Here is a 17,598-nt window from a genome sequence, read left to right as displayed (position 1 = left end):
GCAAAAACAGCCTATCACATCCAATTTGTATAATGGAAGGGAACACTACCGATTCAAGAATGATTCATGTATAGTTTATTTTCATGCATAATATTTTTACCCATGTCCTTTTTATTTATTCACTAGCTATCTTTGACAGGACAAGCATCTCATCACTTTCTGCCTGGTACTATCTCGCTTACCAGTGATGGTGAAGTCATAAATCTATCGTGTGTAATCTTTAATCTGCATATGGATGGCTTCTAGCAGAGAAACAACTTCATCATCCTCTGGAATATCATTATCATAAACAAGAGGTGCAAATCGGGTATGAAATTCCTCCCGTATTTTCTGCCATACCGATGCCGCTCTGTAAAAAATAGATGCCTCATGTATAGGAATATCAAGCCAGCTTCCAGCCTGTTTGAATTGCTGCCTGTCGGCTTCCTCTACAATTTTCAACATTGGAAGCAAAGTGCCGCCAGCAAAAAGATCGACATACCTGGCATCCCGCCGGATAAAACATAAATCATAGATATGCCGAATTTTAGCTTTCAACTGTTCCTCAGCATTCTCTTCGCGAGAAGCACGAACCAGCCCCATGATCTTTTCTGCTACTGTACGTTCAACATTCAGTACATTGATATTAAAGGCTGTTAGCCCGTATTCCCTAACAAGATCGGGGCGCCCCATCATATTCAGAGACTCTGCAATCAAGGTGTATACAGGCATTAAAGAATAAGGTTCTGGAGTGGTAAACGCATTGATTTCCAGTAAAAGTAAAGGCGATGCCTGAGCAAACTCACCATTAACGTGTCTGGGATACTCGAACCATGTTTTACGGAATGAACCATGTTTTGATTCGCCAGGATGCTCTGGAATATAGGTTAAACCCTCTGTGATTTTAGCTTCAGCTTCTCTGATATAATTTTTAACCTGATTTCCTGAGAAACCCGGTAAATGAGCGGCCAGGTCAATATCTTCAGAAAAACGATGAATCAATTTATGCGCTTTAGAAAGAGCAGTTCCACCCTTAAAAATTAGCCGTTCTTTATAGTCCGAATAACTGAGCTTTTTTAAAATATATGTTACCTAATAATCCTTCTCAACATATACTGCGGGAATTGAAAGGTGATCTGCTGTTGCCTGAATAATTTCAATAAAGTTTTCGGGATTTTTATGTAGGATCATATTATTTTCCATTTTTTAGCTTGAGGCCAGTATCCCTTAAGGCCTATTTTATAACTTGTTGTCGGATTCAGGTCCTCCGCAAGGCGGCAGCTGAGATCACACCTATTAGCATCAAGAACGAGGCCCAATAGTGCCTTAGTTGCGGGCGGGTAATACGCTTTTGCAAGTTGCACGAGAGAGTCCAGAGAGCCTCTATCTATATATTTTATTTTTTTATTTAGCAGCTCAAGTATTTCATAAGGCTGAGTGTCAGGAATATTTTTAATATCTGTCAGGGCATCCAGTATTTCAAGATATTCTTTATCCCGCTCATTAACAGGAGCTTTGCTGGGAACTAGTTTAACTTCAATATTCCCCAAATTTTTTTTCTGTCGTGCTTTTTCAGTGGCGATAGTCACCATCTTCGGCACTTGAGTTGTCAGCCCCATACGGTTATACAGGCTAAGACCGGTGATATAACCAATCAGCTTTTCATTATCATAAAGATAAAGTTTGATTTTCTCATTATCCGAAGGGCGGACCTCACCCAGTACTCCCTGTCTGGGTCGATAAAAAACACCTTTTGAATAACGACGGACCTGACCGCAACTCACCAGACGACTCATAGCCTTCGTAGTACCTTCCGGCGACGTTCTCCAGGCTGATAGCGCCTGATAGGTAAACATTTTGCCTGGCTCAATCCCACCAATGTCTTTTATTACTTGTGCCTGAATGCTCATGAGTCACCTCCTGTACAAATTTTACCTCGTACACACAGAATAATTCAAGTTTTTATAGTTAAAAACATGACAATATTGCACTAAGCATCTCCATGCTCTCCCGACTCAATTCCTTTCTGCACTACCATTACCACCAGATCAGGCTTAGCAATTAGCAAGTTTTTCGGCTGTTACCCTCTCAGGCAGCTATTGCCGGAACCAAACAATATGACCAGCCCCTTGAGTGTTTTGCGTTATTTAAATAATGAAAGAATCAGCACAACAACCTTTAGCGGACGTGCTTGCTTATCCAGAACGCAGTCAGGATATAAATCCTCGTCACTGATCTTCAGGGAAAAAACCTTTCCAGCGGCTGCCAGCCAAACTGAATCGCCCGGTATCCACGATTTCAGTTCTTTCGGCCACTGGGCGTTACGCCTCTGAAGGCTCATAAGCGCCGTCGCGTTTCACACTCGCTTTTTGAAATTATATGGCACCACATGCCTGAGCCGGTTGGCATCCAGATAATCTGCCCACCACTGCATCATTTCCCTGCGCTCTTCCAGATGCTGCGCTTTATGGATGTAGGCTGCCCGCACGCGCTTGCGTTCCTGATGGCTCATCTGTCGCTCTACCGCGTCGCTTGACCACAATCCTGATTCAACCAGAGCGCTACAGGCCATGGTACGAAAGCCGTGGCCGCAGACCTCTTTTTGCGTATCGTAACCCATCACCCGCAGCGCCTTATTGATGGTGTTTTCACTCATGGGCTTGCGGTAATCATGGTCGCCAGGAAAAACCAACTCCAGACCTGGCCGTGTGTGCTGTTTGATCTCATTGAGGAGGGTTGTCGCCTGACGGGAGAGTGGCACCAGGTGCGTAGAACGCATTTTTGCACCGCGCACGGAATATTTCACACCGGGGATCGGTTTACGCTCAGCAGGTATCGTCCACATGACGTTATCGAGGTCAATCTCCTCCCATCGGGCAAACCGCAGTTCGCTGGAGCGGATGAATAGCAACAGTGCCAGTTTCACCGCCAGTTGGGTTAACTTGCGGCCTTTGTAGTCATCAATACGTTCAAGAAAATCTGGAATGAGATGAAGATCCAGCGCCGGATGGTGACGTACTTTTGCGGTGGCAACCGCCCCGGTTAAATCTGCAGCAGGGTTATGCTCGATAATGCCATTCTGGACGGCGTAGCGCATCACGCAGGCAGTGCGCTGTTGCAGGCGGGAAGCGACATCCAGTTTACCGGCTTTCTCCACTTCTTTAATGGGTAGCAGCAGATCCATAACTTTCAGTTTAGTGATGTCGCGATCACCATTAGTGGGGAAAACATAGAGCTCGAAATAACGCAGTACCCGCTTTGCGTGTTCTGACGTCCATCTGAGATTGCTGGCGACCCATTCGCGTGCCACGGACTCGAATGTATGTTCCGGCGTCACAGCAAGCCGTTCTTCCTTGCGCTTTGCACTAGGATCGACACCGGAAAGCAGCAATAACTGAGCTTCTTCCCGTTTTCGTCTTGCCTGAGCAAGTGTCAGAAGCGGATAGGGGCCTAAAGAGAGCTTTTTCTCTTTATTTACAAAGCGGTACTTGATGTACCAGTATTTTGAACCAGTAGGGTTAACTTGAAGGTAAAGTCCATGCGAGTCGCTGAGCTTATACGGCTTGCCACAAGGCTTTGCGTGGACTATAGCGCGATCTGTTAGTGCCATTTGGGGGCCTCACGATTATCGAACCAAGCCTAAGCCCCCAATTTGGCCCCCAAATAGGTTGGATGTCAATGGATGAAAAACGACCAGCAAGGAAAATGCCAACACTATAAAAGCAGATATACAGAGAAGAAATTATCGTTATTAAACAATGAAATATGTACGAATATGGACGACAATGGATACAAAAAAAGCCACCCGAAGGTAGCTCATTTTTGCATCACTTGGTGCCGAAGGCCGGACTCGAACCGGCACGTATTTCTACGGTTGATTTTGAATCAACTGCGTCTACCGATTTCGCCACTTCGGCACTGAAGGGGATGCGGAAACGTATTGGATTATACCTGCCGCGGGCGGCTATGCAAGTCACGATGTTGTCATACGCCGCTAAGTGCTGAAAAAATCAACGTTCTATAAGCTGTCACCTCTCTCTTTATAAATTCTTTCCTCTTTAACCCCTAGCCTCTTAATCCCTTACTCGCTCTCCCCCCCTTCGATCCAAAACGTTCCTCCTTCCGGCTCCCACCTTTGAACATTCCACATCAGCCCCAGCCCTTCCAACATCACAATCCGCTAGCACTCCAACCTTCGCCCTTCGCCCTTCGCCCTTCGCCCTTCGCCCTTCGCCCTTCGCCCTTCGCCCTTCGCCCTTCGCCCTTCGCCCTTCGCCCTTCGCCCTTCGCCCTTCGCCAGTCCAACTTCACCACAACAACGAGCCGAGAGGAATAAACCTTCTCACTACCCTCCCGTTATTTTATAAAACAAAGCCTGCTAATAATCCGTAAAATAGCAAAGCGACCATTCTTCATATATAATATTTTCTTAATCTGTTTTATCCCATCCAATAATGTTTAATCCGTCATATCGGTTAAAAGACCTATGACAATTAGCCTGTTTCTTTTTTTGCATTTCATTGAATACTTTGATGATTACCAGTCTCAATGGCGAACGCTATTACGTGGAGATAATGTATGCATGTACTCATGATTGACAAGCAGTCAATATTTATTGAAGGAATGGCATCAGTACTAACGCAATATATTCCGGAGGTAAAAGTTCGTGGGCTGAATAATCAAAATGATATTGATGATACGCTTAATGAATTTCCAGCTTCTTTAATTCTTCTTGATGGCGATGGTAATAAAACCTCGAGTCTGGAATTGCTGGATATCTTAGCCTGTCGGCATCCGAATATACCTGTTGTGATGCTAATGAATAAATGTCAGCCGACACTATTACGTTTATTTTTAAATCATCACGCGATGGCGTTTGTTCGACGTGACTCCCCACCGGAAACCATCGCTCAGACACTGCGTAGTGCATCGTTGGGGATGTTTTGTCTGCCGCAGGAGAGCATTACGCTGCTGGACAACGGGCAAAGCGCGCTAGCCCGCCTGAGCGAACGACAACGCGAAATTTTAAAACTGCTGGCCGCCGGGGAATCCAATAAACAAATTAGCCGTCATTTAAATATCAGTGCGGGTACAGTGAAAGCGCATCTGGAATCGATTTTCCGCCGTCTGAATGTGAATAATCGCACTCAGGCCGCGATGATGTATTCAGAAGAGTAGTCCTGATTATCTTTATTTGATTCGCGTCAGCGTATTTTCTTTTCCTGAGCTAAAAAGGAGCATTATGCATGGGCATAATGCTCCTTTCGTTTAACTTAATTTGTTGGATAACTTGTTTGTACGCGCCATTGTCCACCGTTATTCACTAAGCGGATAAACGCCTGCCGATTGTTGGCGATATTATAAAAAGCCCCATTGCCATACGCCCTGCCCACGTTCGCATTGCCATTCCCACCCAGCGCAATGGTGAAATTAACCGCTGCGGTATTGTTGGCCGCGCCAGCACAGAACGCCTGAATAGTGTTGCCGATAGAATTCCACGCCACATTCGCATCCGTCCATGTTGAGGCCGTATTCGTTTGCGGGCAGTTCGGTTGGTTAGCAACAGTGCGCTGCTGCAGCCACGCGTCAGCTTTACCGACATGGCAAGCCGTCATATGCCCACCGGCGTTATCCTGATTCTGCGCCCACTGTGTTGCAGTCAGGCCAACGCCGGGCTGGTTACAGGCCGGGCCAACATTAACTGCCATGGCTCCTGTTGAAAATAAAAACAGCGATACCGCAGCCATAGAAAGAATGCTGCGCGTTTTTACCCTACGTGAAAAAACATATTTTACAGACATAATCATCTCCTGCGAGTGGAATAAAGGAAGTACGAATTCGCAGATTCAAATTAACGTCAGCGTGAGTTGAATAATATTTGGCAACTGACCAGTACAGGAATGATAAATGGCCTGGGCCATTTCACGGAGCAGCAAAACAAATTTACTACTCCGTGTTAATTATTGTGCGGGCGTTTTCTTGCGCGGTGTGCGCGGGGTGGGTGTTTTTTTAGCCGCGTCAACTTTTTTAGCGACCGGTGTCTTTTTAACCACGGCCGTTTTTTTACGTGTCGGTGTTTGGCTGGGTTTATCATCTTTGTGCATGGTGTGCCAAAAATAATAAATTGAGATTATCCCAATACCGACATCTTTTAATATCCAGAAAGGTAATTCCTGCGCCATTAAAATCACGTTAAACAACAGGTAGGGTAAATTCAAACAGCCCTGCACGGTAAAACCAAATGCCGTAATTAAAAGCCCAAGGCGATACCACAGCGGTATATCAAGCATGCGGCTGCTGAGTGCGCTAACAAAAATGATCACCGCAATCGCCACATCCACCAGTGTGATGGCCCAAAAAAGAAGTTTAAGCGTCATGATGGTTCCCCTGGTTTGCGTCGTGGCACACGGCGACGCGGTACGGCTTTCACGCCGCGAGCCGCGCGTTTTAACTCACTGGCCACTTGCAAAATGTCATGCCCTTCGCGGCGGTTAAAGAAATTGGCCAGCCAGGCAATCATGCCGACACTTATCGCGCCAACAAAATAGCCAATGCCCATGGCGATATCGCTGTCTTTAAAGTTCATCCCCAGCCAGCGGGCAATAAACCCGCCGAGCGTAAAGGTGGTACTGACGCTAATCGCACCAATGATTATTCCGGCGGCCAGGCGCCCGTGTTGATGCAGTTTTTTCGGCTGCCAGAAAAACGACACGCTCAGCCCGCCGAACAATCCGGCGAGCGCGGCCAGCCCCTGGCTTAGCAATTGCAGTCCATCTGCGGCCATCGCATTCCCCTCCTGAACAAGCGGCCTCAACGAATAGGATGAGGCCGCAATAACGACTACTGACAAGGAGGAAGCGTGACGGTCGTGGCGTCGTTATCTGTAGTGAGATAACGCGTCGCGCTTTCCGGGCTGTAAATCAGGTGCTTGTTACTGCGCAGACCGCGTACGCTGTCAATATCCGCGCTGTACCACTTGCCTTTGCCCGGCAGCGGTTTACCGCTCCACGGGTCGCCGCCCAACTGCTTCTTGTTCAGCGCCCACACGCTCCACAGCGAGTCCTCCGCCTTGCCGCTCCAGCCCAGTTTGATGGCCTGATCGCGGGTGACGTAGTCCGCTGGCAGCACGTCATCGCGGTTCAGGGTTTTGAGCAGAGCCGTCAGTTTCTTGTCGTCCTGAACGGTTTTCTTATTGAGTTTTGCTAACTCTTGATTTGCCGCCTGCACCACCGCGCTGCACTGGGGAAGTTCTGCCCAGGCCGGTTGGGTTAACAGCAAACCGACAAACGTAACTATCGGAAGATATCGTTTCATCTATTGCCTCCATGGCTTATCCGTTAATTGGCGCTAAAAACAGCGCACGTTCAGCATCGCGTCGACGCGTCAACCCCGCCAGAATCTTGCCGCCAGCCTTGTTCCAGCGCGGCAGTTGATCCGCCGCCTCCTGATACTGGCCCTGATTGAGTAGGCGCAGCAGCGTTGAGTTCTGCAGGTTGCCAAGCCCGACGTTAAAGGCGAAAGCGACCAACGCATCGAACTGGTTCTGGTTGAGATCCACCGTCACATATTTATGAACACCGCGCTCGGTCATCCCGAGATCGGCGCGCAGCAGATCTTCCGCCTCCACTTTGCTCAGTGCCTGGGGGAAATTTTCATTGGGCAAAATCAAATGCCCGTAGCCGATAGTCCATTTACCTACCGCGTCGCGGTACTTCTCGAGGCTTAGCCCTTCGAAAGATTTAATGAGCGTCAGCCCGGCAGCGCCGGTGCTCAGGGGTTGATTAGCCATTGTCATCACTCCTGTCGGTTACTTGAGGGAGAACTTGTCGGGTGTACTCTTCGATAAGCCGCATCACGCTCTCCGGCGGCTCCAGTACGGTGAACTGCATTTCGATATCCACATGTCCGCTGTCGCGCCCGCTTGCTCCATGGCTCGGCGGCGACATGCTGACGTGAAAACGGCTGACCGCGTCGTCAGGCGTGCCGGACATTGCGCTCTGCTGTTCCACCGCGTCAGTGCGCACGGTGAGAAACACTTTCATCTTTTCCAGCATCAGCCCGCGCGGTGTGGAAAGCGCCACCAGCGGCAATTTGAAGTGGTGCCGATCATCCAGCTCCATTTCGATGATTTTCGGCACCAGCCGCCCGTCGTCGCTGTGTTCAAAAAAAGGATCCAGCGCCTGCATGTACTGATGTGCAATCAGTTGGTTCGCCGCCGAGGCCGCATGCTGCATGCCGCGAGTGATATCCGCCAGCGTCACACCTGAAGTAGAGGGTGGCGTGCCGTCGCCCGGTGGCGGTGGCGGATCCTGCGGTGGATCAGCAGGCGGTAATCCGGCGATATCTTCTGGCGGCGGATCGGCAGGTGGCAGCCCGGCACTCTCCTCCGGTGGCGGTGGCGCGGGCGAATCTGCCTTCGGTTCAGCGCCACGGTTGCCGCGAAGCCAGTCTTTCATTGACATAGTGCGCTCCGTGAGAAATGAGGCTGCCAGGCAGCCTCAGGGTGGAGAGAGGAACATTACGCCGGCGCTTTTTCCGCTGCGGCAGGCGTTTCGGGGTAGGCATCAAGCTGTTTGGATTCCAGCTTTTTCGCCTCTGACGGCAAGATAGCCGGGCGTGTCGCGGCATCCGTCAGGAAATCAATCACGCGCATCAGAGCTTCCGGCGGTGGCTGACGTTTAACCTGGGTATGGATGCTGTACTTCGCACGGGTATCGCTGGAGCGGGTTTGCTGGGCTTTGTGCGAGACGCGACCGGTGATTTTCACGCTGAACGGCCCCCAGCCAACAGAGGCTTCCAGCGAGGCTTCCGCTTCGGTCTGGCTGTTGCTGGCTTCACTCTGGGAAACTTCCAGCTCGAAGTCGATGGTGCCCTCTTCGATGCTGATGTTAGGGTGGGAAATCGCCGCCAGCAGCGGGATGCGCATGGTCTTTTTCACCACGCCCTGGATAACGCCCTTGTCATCCACCACGGTTTCGTCGTAATCAAACTGCACCGACTCCGCCTTACCGTCCTTGATACACACCGAGAGCAGGAAGTCGGCGTACGCTTTACTCGCCTGCACCTGCGCTTTGATCATTGCCTGCAGTGGACCGCCAATCATGTGCTCCAGCGGCAGTGCATTAATGACCGATCCAATAAATTGTGAATCCATAATGCATACTCCTGTGGGTTATACGAAAACATCGCGTTGCGAATTCGCAAACCCACAGTAATAGAGGGAAGAGGATGAAAATATTGGCTGGATGGCGGTAAAAAACGGGGAAAATGGCCTAAGGCGCGCGTCCGGTTAAACAGGTTTTAAAAACAGCGCGCGCTCAGCTTCACGCCGCCTTGTCAGCCCTGCCAGCACTTTACCGCCCGCTTTGTTCCAGCGCAGGAACTGGTCTGCTGCCTGTGCGTACTCCCCCTGATTGAGCAGTTTAAGCAGCGTAGAGCTTTGCAAATTGCCTGCGCCAAGGTTAAAGGTGAATGCTACCAGCGCATCAAACTGGTTCTGATTAAGCGCAACCGTCACCGCTTTGTGTACCCCGCGTTCGGTCATTAACAGATCGCTGCGAAGCAGCGCTTCGGCCTCGGCTTCGGTAATCGCGTGCGGAAATTTTTCATCCGGTAAGATCAAATGTCCGTAGCCAATCGTCCATTTACCGACGGCATCCTTGTATTTTTCGAGCCTAAGCCCTTCAAAAGATTTAATCAGCGCCAGACCGCCAGCGCCTGTACTTTGCGGTTGATTCGCCATAGTGGTTGCTCCTGGATTGTAGGTGGGTACAGCACCTTTTGAGGATGGTTCGGACACATCGTGTTGCAAAGTCACCGCACCAAAATAGCCGTATGGAAAATCCGAAAATAGTGGCCTGCGGCGTGCCATACACCGCTATGCATTAGCGAAACGGGCTTTCTATGCACACACAGGCTGCCGCAGAGCCTGCCGATGCCCTACACTTCATGCGTCTCCCTCTAAATCAAAGGAATCCATGATGAGCATCATTAAAAGTTACGCCGCACCGCAGGCTGGCGCCGCGCTGGAGCTGCAGGAGTATGACGCTGGCCCGCTGGCGGCGGAAGATGTTGAAGTGCAGGTGGATTACTGCGGGATCTGCCATTCGGATCTCTCCATGATCGATAACGAGTGGGGCTTCTCCCAGTATCCGCTGGTTGCCGGGCATGAAGTGATTGGCCGCGTGGTGGATCTGGGCAGCGCGGCACAAAGCAAAGGCCTGAAGATCGGCCAACGTGTGGGGATCGGCTGGACAGCGCGCAGCTGCGGTCACTGTGATGCCTGTATTGATGGCAATCAGATCAACTGCCAGCAAGGCGCAGTACCAACCATTCTCAATCGTGGTGGCTTTGCCGACAAAATCCGCGCCGACTGGCAATGGGTGATCCCGCTGCCGGACAGCATTGATATCGAAACCGCCGGTCCGCTGTTATGCGGCGGCATTACCGTGTTTAAACCGCTGCTGATGCACAATATCACCGCCACCAGCCGCGTTGGCGTGATCGGTATCGGCGGGCTGGGCCATATCGCCATCAAACTGCTGCACGCGATGGGCTGCGAAGTGACGGCGTTTAGCTCGAATCCGGCAAAAGAGGCAGAAGTGCGCATTATGGGCGCGGATTACGTGGTGAACAGCCGCGATGTGGATGCGCTGAAAGCGCTGGCGGGTCAGTACGATTTGATCATCAACACGGTTAACGTCGATCTGAACTGGCAACCCTACTTTGAGGCACTGACCCACGGCGGGCATTTCCACACCGTTGGCGCAGTGCTGAAGCCACTCGAAGTCCCGGCCTTTACGTTGATCGCAGGCGATCGCAGCGTTTCCGGTTCCGCAACCGGTACGCCGTTTGAACTGCGTAAGCTGATGAAATTCGCCGGACGCGCCAAAGTGGCACCGACTACTGAGATGTTCCCAATGTCGCAGATTAACGAAGCGTTGCAGCACGTGCGCGACGGCAAAGCCCGTTACCGCGTGGTGTTAAAAGCGGATTTCTGATGTGAAAAAGCCCGGCAATCTTGCCGGGCTTTGTTACTGCGCGACCCCGTCTTGTTAACGCGACCAGCGCAGAGTTTGGGCTGCCTTAGTGTCTCTGGATTGACCTCTGACTGGCGGTTCTTTTACGGTTTTCGGTACGCCATTCAAAAGCGAAACCAAAGTCGCTTTCTAAGACGTCGGGTTCTTACCTGCTAATAGCAGCAAACACTTCCGCAATAGCAACGGCCCCCGGATCGGTTACCCCGTCGAGATTCTCACTGTTCACATACGATGAGCGCCCGGCGCCTGCCTTTTGCATCGACGCCGTGCTGGCCGCACCGTTTTGCGCAGCGGCTACGGCGGCATCCAGCCCGCTATCGCGCAGCGCTTCAAGCGCCGGTTGCAGCGCGTCGATCAGCGTGCGATCGCCGAGATCCGCACCGCCGTAATGTTTCATCTGTTTCAGCCCCAGCAGTAACGCTTCCGGCAACGACGTGCCGTTGTGTACGGCCTGGCCTGCGGCAGTGAAGAAAATCGACATCAACACGCCACTGGACCCGCCCATCACTGTCGCCAGCCGCTCGCCAACCAGTTGCAGCAGCTGCGCGGTGTTGTTCAACGGCAGCGCATTTTGCTCCAGCAGGCGTTTGATTTCCCGCGCCCCTTCGGCAAAAGTTGAGCCGGTATCGCCGTCGCCCACTTTTGCATCCAGCGCGTTAAGCCGGTTTTCAAGGTCAATCAATGTATTAACCGCCGTGTTGACCAACGCTTTCACCTGCGGGTTGTTGGAAGGTTCAATCTCCAGCCCGTCATACACTGCGCTGTGCGACTGGATTTTCATCGGCGCGAACGGTACCGGCTTCTGCCAACCTACGGTCTGCACATCGGCGCAAATCGCCTGCTCGAATGTGTCGTTCAGGCGCAATACGGACAGCGAAAACCCTTTCATATCCAGCGAACTAACAATCGATGCGGGGCCAATCAGATAGGCGATTTGTTCTTTTAAGGCTGAGTGTGCCAGTTCTTTGGTCAGCAGCGCCATTTCCAGGGCCGAGACGCCGCCGAGGTTGTTGATCAGCACCGCTACACGATCATTACCCACCACCGCTTTTAGCGGTTTAACCAGCGTATCGATCAGTGTCTTGCTGTTGTGCGTATCAACGGTAGTCGCGCCAGGTTCGCCGTGAATACCCAGTCCCAACTCAACTTTCCCGCGCTGAATGCGCCCCTCTTCGCTATCGCCGCCCGGCAGGTTGCAAGTCTCCATCGCCAGTCCGAGGCTGAAAACGTTGTCGCAGGCCTGCTGGGCAATATCGCGCACTTCGCTCAGCGACTTACCGTGTTCAGCGGCATGGCCCGCAATCTTGTGCACCAGCGCCGTACCGGCAATGCCGCGCGGCTGTTTGTTGTCCGGCAGTGCGATGTCGTCTGCAACGATCACCATCTCCACCTTCAGGCCGTAGCGCTTGGCTTTCTCTGCCGCGAGGCCGAAGTTCAGCCGGTCACCGGTGTAGTTCTTCACAATCAGCAGGCAGCCGCGATCGCCGGTTACCGCCACAATCGCGTTCAGCACCGCATCCACGCTTGGCGAAGCGAACACATCGCCACAAACGGCAGCGGTGAGCATCCCTTTGCCAACGAATCCGGCATGCGCCGGTTCATGCCCGGAACCGCCGCCGGAAATCACCGCCACGCGGCTTTTATCCCAGTCGGCGCGGGCCACAATGCGAATAGCGGGATCGATATCGAGTCGAACGAGGTTGCCGTGTGGTGCAGAAATTACCAAACCTTCAATGGCATCATTGACCAGCTGTTTGCGGTCGTTGAAAAAGAATCTGGACATAATATTCCAAAAAGTTGTGAATCGTTTCTCAAGCATAGCCCGCACAGTGCGGGACGGGGTAAAGAACAGATTTTACTGAATGGGTTCACGGTGCTCTGCGGCCAAAATCCACCGCGTAACCGCGCAGGTTGCGCAGCGTGTCGAGACGGTTGCCAAGCACAAGAATCCCGCTAATCGCCAGCACCAGCAGCACACCGTGCAAAGACAAGGCGGTACGCGAATCCAGCAGGAAGAACCCGGCGATGGCCGGAAGAGAAAACGCCATCCACAGGCTGCTCAGCGTGTTTTCCGCCGCGCTAAACCGGGCGAGCACCCGGTCTGCCTGTGACTCTTGTGGTGAACCGCGCCGCACGGTGCCGACCTGCTGTGCCAGCGTATCCGCTCGCTGAATCAGCCAATGAACCAGGCTCAGCGCAATAACGGCTACCAGCAGTTCAAGCGCCAGCACCGCGCTATCGCCGAGGAGGGAAAGCGCCCACTGCGCACTCAGCATCGCCACGGTAACCAGCGCACTCAACAAACAAGACACGATCATGACAGAGAGATGCGTCGCTGCACGTATCAACATGCGGTGCTCCTTGCAGAAAAAAGAAGAGAGGCCTCAGCCTCTCTTTTCAGGAATCAACTAGCTTTTTCGCATCATCAGCCACAGGCTAATCAGGAAAAAGCTGGCGCTCGGCAACAGTGCGCCAACCACTGGCGGAATGCCGTATACCAGCGTCAATGGGCCGAAAATCTGATCCAGCACGTAGAAGACGAAGCCGAAGCTGATGCCGGTGACAACACGTACGCCCATCGCCACGCTGCGCAGCGGCCCGAAAATAAACGACAGCGCCATTAGCATCATCACCGCCACGGATAGCGGCTGGAAGATTTTGCTCCACATATTGAGCTGATAGCGCCCGGAATCCTGGCCACTCGACTTGAGGTACTTCACGTAGTTATGCAAACCGCTGATGGAGAGCGCGTCCGGATCCAGCGCCACCACCCCGAGTTTGTCCGGCGTAAGGTTCGTTTTCCAGATGCCGCTCACGGTTTGCGCGCCGGTCACCTGTTTCGGATCCGTCAGGTTAGATTCATCAACTTGCGACAACCGCCAGATCTTCTCCTGCGGATCGAACTTCGCCGACGCGGCATAGCGCACCGACTGCAAACGGCGCTCTTTATTGAAGGCATAAATGCTCACGCCGCCGAGTTCATCGTCGCCTTTTACGCGCTCAATATAGATAAAGTTGCTGCCGTCTTTCGCCCACAAACCCGATTGTGTGGAGAGCAGCGAGCCGCCATACATCGACTGTGCACGCTGGTTACGCGCCATTTGCTCACCCTGCGGCGCCACCCATTCGCCAATCGCCATGGTCAGTAACACCAGCGGGATGGCCGTTTTCATGACCGACAGCGCCACCTGCATGCGGGTGTAGCCGGAAGCCTGCATGACCACCAACTCACTGCGCTGCGCCAGCATGCCCAGCCCTAACAGCGCGCCAAGCAGCGCAGCCATCGGGAAGAAGATTTGAATATCTTTTGGGATGCTGAGAATGGTGTACATCCCCGCGCCCAGCGCGTCATAGCTCCCCTGCCCGGCTTTTTTCAACTGATCAACAAATTTGATAATGCCGGAGAGCGACACCAGCATGAACAGCGTCATCATGATGGTGGTGAAAATGGTTTTACCGATATAGCGGTCGAGTACGCCAAAAGCCTGCATTATACCGCTCCTTTACGCGTAAAACGGGCGCGAACCCGGCGCATTGGCACCGTATCCCACAAGTTCAGCACCACGGCCAGCGCGAAATAGGCCAGGTTTACCAGCCACATCCACACCAACGGATCCAGTTTGCCTTTCGCGCCGTTCGAACGCAGCGTGGTTTGCAGCAGGAAGAAGACCAGATAAAGCAGCATGGCGGGGAGCATCGACAATACGCGCCCCTGACGCGGGTTGACCACACTCAGCGGCACCACCATCAGCGCCATCATAAAGACCGTAAACACCAGCGTTAAGCGCCAGTGCAGTTCAGCGCGTGCGCGCGGCGTATCTGTTTTGAACAGCGTGCGCATGCCCATCTGTTCGGTATCCGACGGATCGAGCACCACCGCCTGGTGACCAATAATCGCCTGATAGTTCTGGAAATCCGTGATGCGGAAGTCACGCAGCAACGCGGTGCCTTCATAACGGGTGCCGGTATTGAGCGTCACCACCTGCGAGCCGTCTTTATGCTGCGAGAGATGCCCGGAATCCGCCAGCACCACAGACGGGCGAGCAGTACCTTTAGTGCGGATCTGCGCGAGGAAAACGTTGGTGAAGTTTTTGCCTTCAACACCTTCAATAAACAGCACCGAACTGCCATCCGTCGCCTGCTGGAATTGTCCCTGCGCCAGCGCTGCCATGCCTGGGTTCGCTTTCGCGTCTGCCAGCACTTGATCCTGATGGCGGGAAGACCACGGGCCTGCCCACATGACGTTGACTGCAGCGACAACCCCGGTGAACAACGCGAGGATCATCGCCGCTTTCACCAGCACCGAGCGGCTCAGGCCGCAAGCGTGCATCACGGTGATTTCACTTTCTGTGTAAAGTTTGCCCAGCGTCATCAGCAGGCCGAGGAACAGACTCAACGGCAGGATAAGCTGCGCCATTTCCGGCACGCCCAGCCCCAGCAGTGAGAGCACGAGGTTCGTAGGGATTTCGCCATCAGCGGCTGCGCCTAAAATCCTTACCAGTTTCTGACAAAAGAAAATCAGAAGCAGGATGAATAGGATCGCAAGCTGGCTTTTTAGCGTCTCCCGTACCAGATATCTTATGATTATCACTTTAAATACGCCCGTAAAAACCAGTATTTTTGCTGGAAAATAGCTTGTTTCATGGCTTAAACGTCATTTATTCTCTTGAGTCGTCGAAATGATCGCTAAGATTAATATACTCAGCGGATACGCGCGTAAGACCCGATTCTGACGTGCCGAAACCGAAGTAACATTAAGATTAACACGAAGTCACCGCAACAGCGGACACGAGTTACGAAAGCTTGCAATTCTATCCGTAGCCGCCGCCGTTGTCTTTAAGATTCAGGAGCGTAGTGCATGGAGTTCAGTGTAAAAAGCGGTAGCCCGGAGAAACAGCGGAGTGCCTGCATCGTTGTGGGTGTCTTTGAACCGCGCCGGCTCTCTCCGATCGCCGAGCAACTCGATAAAATCAGTGACGGCTACATCAGTGCGCTGCTGCGTCGTGGGGAACTAGAAGGCAAGCCGGGGCAGACTTTGCTGCTGCACCACGTACCGAATGTCCTCTCCGAACGTATTTTGCTGATTGGCTGCGGTAAAGAACGTGAACTGGACGAGCGCCAGTACAAGCAGGTGATTCAGAAAACCATTAACACGCTGAATGATACCGGCTCAATGGAAGCCGTCTGCTTCCTGACCGAACTGCATGTAAAAGGGCGTAATACTTACTGGAAAGTACGCCAGGCCGTTGAGACTGCGAAAGAGACCCTTTACAGCTTCGACCAACTGAAAACCAACAAAAGCGAGCCGCGTCGCCCGCTGCGTAAAATGGTGTTCAACGTGCCGACCCGCCGCGAGCTGACCAGCGGCGAGCGCGCTATTCAGCACGGTCTGGCGATTGCGGCTGGCATCAAAGCGGCGAAAGATCTCGGCAATATGCCGCCAAACATCTGTAACGCAGGCTACCTCGCGTCTCAGGCGCGTCAGTTAGCCGATACCTACAGCAAAAACGTGGTCACCCGCGTGATTGGCGAGCAGCAGATGCGCGAGCTGGGCATGCACTCGTACCTCGCGGTTGGCCAGGGTTCGCAGAACGAATCGCTGATGTCGGTGATTGAATACAAAGGCAACCCGGCAGAAGACGCGCGTCCAATCGTACTGGTGGGCAAAGGCCTGACGTTTGACTCCGGCGGTATCTCCATCAAACCAGCCGAAGGCATGGACGAGATGAAGTACGACATGTGCGGCGCCGCGGCGGTGTATGGCGTGATGCGCATGGTCGCCGAGCTGCAACTGCCGATCAACGTCATTGGCGTGCTGGCGGGTTGTGAAAACATGCCTGGCGGGCGCGCTTATCGTCCGGGCGACGTGCTGACCACCATGTCCGGCCAGACGGTAGAGGTGCTGAACACCGACGCCGAAGGCCGCCTGGTACTGTGCGACGTGCTGACTTACGTTGAGCGTTTCGAGCCGGAAGCGGTAATCGATGTTGCGACGCTGACCGGTGCGTGTGTGATTGCACTCGGCCACCACATCACCGGGCTGCTGTCGAACCACAACCCGCTGGCGCACGAGCTGATTGGCGCGTCCGAGCAGGCGGGCGATCGCGCGTGGCGTTTGCCGATGGCCGATGAGTACCAGGAACAGCTTGAGTCCAACTTCGCGGATATGGCGAACATAGGCGGCCGCCCTGGCGGCGCGATCACCGCCGGCTGCTTCCTTTCTCGCTTTGCCCGTAAGTACAACTGGGCGCACCTGGATATCGCCGGTACTGCATGGCGTTCTGGTAAAGCCAAAGGCGCAACCGGTCGTCCGGTGGCGCTGCTGTCGCAGTTCCTGCTGAACCGCGCCGGGTTTAACGGCGAAGAGTAAGCGTCGTCAAGGCCGGATAGCGCGCTTATCCGGCCTGTACCCTCGCGCAATGCGGATGCTGTACCCGATGGATTTCGCGTTGCATCGCGGCGGCAACTGAGCAAATCCCCAGCAGCATAGATAACTATGTGACTGGGGTGCGCAAAGGAAGCCAACAAAGACGCAGCGTGAAAGACGACGGATACCGCGTTTAAATCCTCAACTAAAAGC

Annotated in this window: 19 protein-coding genes and 1 tRNA gene; 3 read left to right on the top strand and 17 right to left on the bottom strand. The window is 52.9% G+C overall.

From position 1 onward, the window contains the following. Window positions 1-204: 204 nt before the first annotated feature. The 4 genes from E0L21_RS05365 to E0L21_RS05350 all read right to left on the bottom strand — a co-directional run bounded on the left by E0L21_RS05365 (window position 205) and on the right by E0L21_RS05350 (window position 3,896). Window positions 205-1,062, bottom strand: a complete 858-nt coding sequence (locus tag E0L21_RS05365) for a nucleotidyl transferase AbiEii/AbiGii toxin family protein (protein ID WP_131407415.1) — start codon at window positions 1,060-1,062, stop codon at window positions 205-207. 104 nt (window positions 1,063-1,166) lie between these two features. After that, a complete protein-coding gene (locus E0L21_RS05360; RefSeq protein ID WP_131407413.1) occupies window positions 1,167-1,889 on the bottom strand; it encodes a DUF6088 family protein in 723 nt (240 codons plus the stop codon). 446 nt (window positions 1,890-2,335) lie between these two features. Next, window positions 2,336-3,589 carry a tyrosine-type recombinase/integrase gene (locus E0L21_RS05355; RefSeq protein ID WP_131407411.1) on the bottom strand — a complete coding sequence of 418 codons (1,254 nt, stop codon included), beginning with the start codon at window positions 3,587-3,589 and terminating at the stop codon, window positions 2,336-2,338. A gap of 222 nt (window positions 3,590-3,811) precedes the next feature. After that, window positions 3,812-3,896: transfer RNA gene (locus E0L21_RS05350), tRNA-Leu, on the bottom strand. 661 nt (window positions 3,897-4,557) lie between these two features. On the opposite strand from E0L21_RS05350, the gene E0L21_RS05340 reads away from it, so the two are divergent. Then, window positions 4,558-5,157, top strand: a complete 600-nt coding sequence (locus E0L21_RS05340) for a response regulator transcription factor (RefSeq protein WP_131407409.1) — start codon at window positions 4,558-4,560, stop codon at window positions 5,155-5,157. Between the two features lie 95 nt (window positions 5,158-5,252). On the opposite strand, the gene E0L21_RS05335 is transcribed toward E0L21_RS05340, so the two are convergent. The 8 genes from E0L21_RS05335 to E0L21_RS05300 all read right to left on the bottom strand — a co-directional run bounded on the left by E0L21_RS05335 (window position 5,253) and on the right by E0L21_RS05300 (window position 9,721). Next, window positions 5,253-5,687, bottom strand: coding sequence for an RNase A-like domain-containing protein (locus E0L21_RS05335; RefSeq protein ID WP_235855202.1), 435 nt, complete (start codon window positions 5,685-5,687; stop codon window positions 5,253-5,255). Between the two features lie 252 nt (window positions 5,688-5,939). Beyond that, window positions 5,940-6,356 carry a hypothetical protein gene (locus E0L21_RS05330; RefSeq protein ID WP_131407405.1) on the bottom strand — a complete coding sequence of 139 codons (417 nt, stop codon included), beginning with the start codon at window positions 6,354-6,356 and terminating at the stop codon, window positions 5,940-5,942. Beyond that, window positions 6,353-6,763, bottom strand: coding sequence for a hypothetical protein (locus tag E0L21_RS05325; protein WP_131407403.1), 411 nt, complete (start codon window positions 6,761-6,763; stop codon window positions 6,353-6,355). The genes E0L21_RS05330 and E0L21_RS05325 overlap by 4 nt, the downstream gene beginning before the upstream one ends. Window positions 6,764-6,819: 56 nt before the next feature. Further along, window positions 6,820-7,293 carry a ribonuclease domain-containing protein gene (locus E0L21_RS05320; RefSeq protein WP_045513584.1) on the bottom strand — a complete coding sequence of 158 codons (474 nt, stop codon included), beginning with the start codon at window positions 7,291-7,293 and terminating at the stop codon, window positions 6,820-6,822. 16 nt (window positions 7,294-7,309) lie between these two features. Next, a complete protein-coding gene (locus E0L21_RS05315) occupies window positions 7,310-7,768 on the bottom strand; it encodes a lysozyme (RefSeq protein WP_131407401.1) in 459 nt (152 codons plus the stop codon). Continuing rightward, window positions 7,761-8,441, bottom strand: coding sequence for a DUF2589 domain-containing protein (locus E0L21_RS05310; RefSeq protein WP_131407399.1), 681 nt, complete (start codon window positions 8,439-8,441; stop codon window positions 7,761-7,763). Before E0L21_RS05310 ends, E0L21_RS05315 begins: the two co-directional genes overlap by 8 nt. 56 nt (window positions 8,442-8,497) lie before the next feature. Continuing rightward, window positions 8,498-9,133, bottom strand: coding sequence for a DUF2589 domain-containing protein (locus tag E0L21_RS05305; RefSeq protein WP_131407397.1), 636 nt, complete (start codon window positions 9,131-9,133; stop codon window positions 8,498-8,500). A 135-nt stretch (window positions 9,134-9,268) separates the two neighbouring features. Further along, window positions 9,269-9,721: a lysozyme gene (locus E0L21_RS05300; RefSeq protein ID WP_131407395.1), complete on the bottom strand. Its 453-nt coding sequence runs from the start codon at window positions 9,719-9,721 to the stop codon at window positions 9,269-9,271. A gap of 238 nt (window positions 9,722-9,959) precedes the next feature. Between E0L21_RS05300 and ahr the strand changes: the two genes are divergently transcribed. Next, the gene (gene ahr, locus E0L21_RS05295) at window positions 9,960-10,979 is read left to right on the top strand and encodes an NADPH-dependent aldehyde reductase Ahr (RefSeq protein WP_131407465.1); all 1,020 of its coding nucleotides are present in this window, start codon (window positions 9,960-9,962) and stop codon (window positions 10,977-10,979) included. Between the two features lie 184 nt (window positions 10,980-11,163). On the opposite strand, the gene E0L21_RS05290 is transcribed toward ahr, so the two are convergent. The 5 genes from E0L21_RS05290 to E0L21_RS25190 form a co-directional block, all read right to left on the bottom strand. Then, window positions 11,164-12,801 (bottom strand): dihydroxyacetone kinase subunit DhaK, encoded by a 1,638-nt coding sequence (locus E0L21_RS05290; protein ID WP_131407393.1) that lies wholly within the window; start codon window positions 12,799-12,801, stop codon window positions 11,164-11,166. A gap of 85 nt (window positions 12,802-12,886) precedes the next feature. Next, window positions 12,887-13,369 (bottom strand): hypothetical protein, encoded by a 483-nt coding sequence (locus tag E0L21_RS05285; protein WP_131407391.1) that lies wholly within the window; start codon window positions 13,367-13,369, stop codon window positions 12,887-12,889. Window positions 13,370-13,426: 57 nt separating this feature from the next. Beyond that, a complete protein-coding gene (gene lptG, locus E0L21_RS05280) occupies window positions 13,427-14,509 on the bottom strand; it encodes an LPS export ABC transporter permease LptG (protein WP_131407389.1) in 1,083 nt (360 codons plus the stop codon). After that, window positions 14,509-15,609 (bottom strand): LPS export ABC transporter permease LptF, encoded by a 1,101-nt coding sequence (gene lptF / locus E0L21_RS05275; protein WP_131407387.1) that lies wholly within the window; start codon window positions 15,607-15,609, stop codon window positions 14,509-14,511. The genes lptG and lptF overlap by 1 nt, the downstream gene beginning before the upstream one ends. Before the next feature lie 63 nt (window positions 15,610-15,672). Further along, window positions 15,673-15,723 (bottom strand): hypothetical protein, encoded by a 51-nt coding sequence (locus E0L21_RS25190; RefSeq protein ID WP_216848985.1) that lies wholly within the window; start codon window positions 15,721-15,723, stop codon window positions 15,673-15,675. A gap of 153 nt (window positions 15,724-15,876) precedes the next feature. Here E0L21_RS25190 and pepA point away from each other — a divergent pair, with 153 nt between their 5' ends. Continuing rightward, window positions 15,877-17,388 (top strand): leucyl aminopeptidase, encoded by a 1,512-nt coding sequence (pepA, locus tag E0L21_RS05265; RefSeq protein WP_017459072.1) that lies wholly within the window; start codon window positions 15,877-15,879, stop codon window positions 17,386-17,388. The last annotated feature ends 210 nt before the right edge of the window (window positions 17,389-17,598 follow it).

Source organism: Kosakonia quasisacchari (assembly GCF_004331415.1).
GTDB classification, from domain to species: domain Bacteria; phylum Pseudomonadota; class Gammaproteobacteria; order Enterobacterales; family Enterobacteriaceae; genus Kosakonia; species Kosakonia quasisacchari.
Note: the sequence above shows the minus strand (reverse complement) of the source record. Positions and strands in the feature narration are given on the sequence as shown.

What these genes read in the sequence shown, in the direction of transcription:
- E0L21_RS05360 (WP_131407413.1), bottom strand. Translation starts at nt 1,889, where the DNA reads ATGAGCATTCAGGCACAAGTAATAAAAGACATTGGTGGGATTGAGCCA.
- E0L21_RS05355 (WP_131407411.1), bottom strand. Translation starts at nt 3,589, where the DNA reads ATGGCACTAACAGATCGCGCTATAGTCCACGCAAAGCCTTGTGGCAAG.
- E0L21_RS05340 (WP_131407409.1), top strand. Translation starts at nt 4,558, where the DNA reads ATGCATGTACTCATGATTGACAAGCAGTCAATATTTATTGAAGGAATG.
- E0L21_RS05335 (WP_235855202.1), bottom strand. Translation starts at nt 5,687, where the DNA reads ATGGCAGTTAATGTTGGCCCGGCCTGTAACCAGCCCGGCGTTGGCCTG.
- E0L21_RS05330 (WP_131407405.1), bottom strand. Translation starts at nt 6,356, where the DNA reads ATGACGCTTAAACTTCTTTTTTGGGCCATCACACTGGTGGATGTGGCG.
- E0L21_RS05325 (WP_131407403.1), bottom strand. Translation starts at nt 6,763, where the DNA reads ATGGCCGCAGATGGACTGCAATTGCTAAGCCAGGGGCTGGCCGCGCTC.
- E0L21_RS05320 (WP_045513584.1), bottom strand. Translation starts at nt 7,293, where the DNA reads ATGAAACGATATCTTCCGATAGTTACGTTTGTCGGTTTGCTGTTAACC.
- E0L21_RS05315 (WP_131407401.1), bottom strand. Translation starts at nt 7,768, where the DNA reads ATGGCTAATCAACCCCTGAGCACCGGCGCTGCCGGGCTGACGCTCATT.
- E0L21_RS05310 (WP_131407399.1), bottom strand. Translation starts at nt 8,441, where the DNA reads ATGTCAATGAAAGACTGGCTTCGCGGCAACCGTGGCGCTGAACCGAAG.
- E0L21_RS05305 (WP_131407397.1), bottom strand. Translation starts at nt 9,133, where the DNA reads ATGGATTCACAATTTATTGGATCGGTCATTAATGCACTGCCGCTGGAG.
- E0L21_RS05300 (WP_131407395.1), bottom strand. Translation starts at nt 9,721, where the DNA reads ATGGCGAATCAACCGCAAAGTACAGGCGCTGGCGGTCTGGCGCTGATT.
- ahr (WP_131407465.1), top strand. Translation starts at nt 9,960, where the DNA reads ATGAGCATCATTAAAAGTTACGCCGCACCGCAGGCTGGCGCCGCGCTG.
- E0L21_RS05290 (WP_131407393.1), bottom strand. Translation starts at nt 12,801, where the DNA reads ATGTCCAGATTCTTTTTCAACGACCGCAAACAGCTGGTCAATGATGCC.
- E0L21_RS05285 (WP_131407391.1), bottom strand. Translation starts at nt 13,369, where the DNA reads ATGTTGATACGTGCAGCGACGCATCTCTCTGTCATGATCGTGTCTTGT.
- lptG (WP_131407389.1), bottom strand. Translation starts at nt 14,509, where the DNA reads ATGCAGGCTTTTGGCGTACTCGACCGCTATATCGGTAAAACCATTTTC.
- pepA (WP_017459072.1), top strand. Translation starts at nt 15,877, where the DNA reads ATGGAGTTCAGTGTAAAAAGCGGTAGCCCGGAGAAACAGCGGAGTGCC.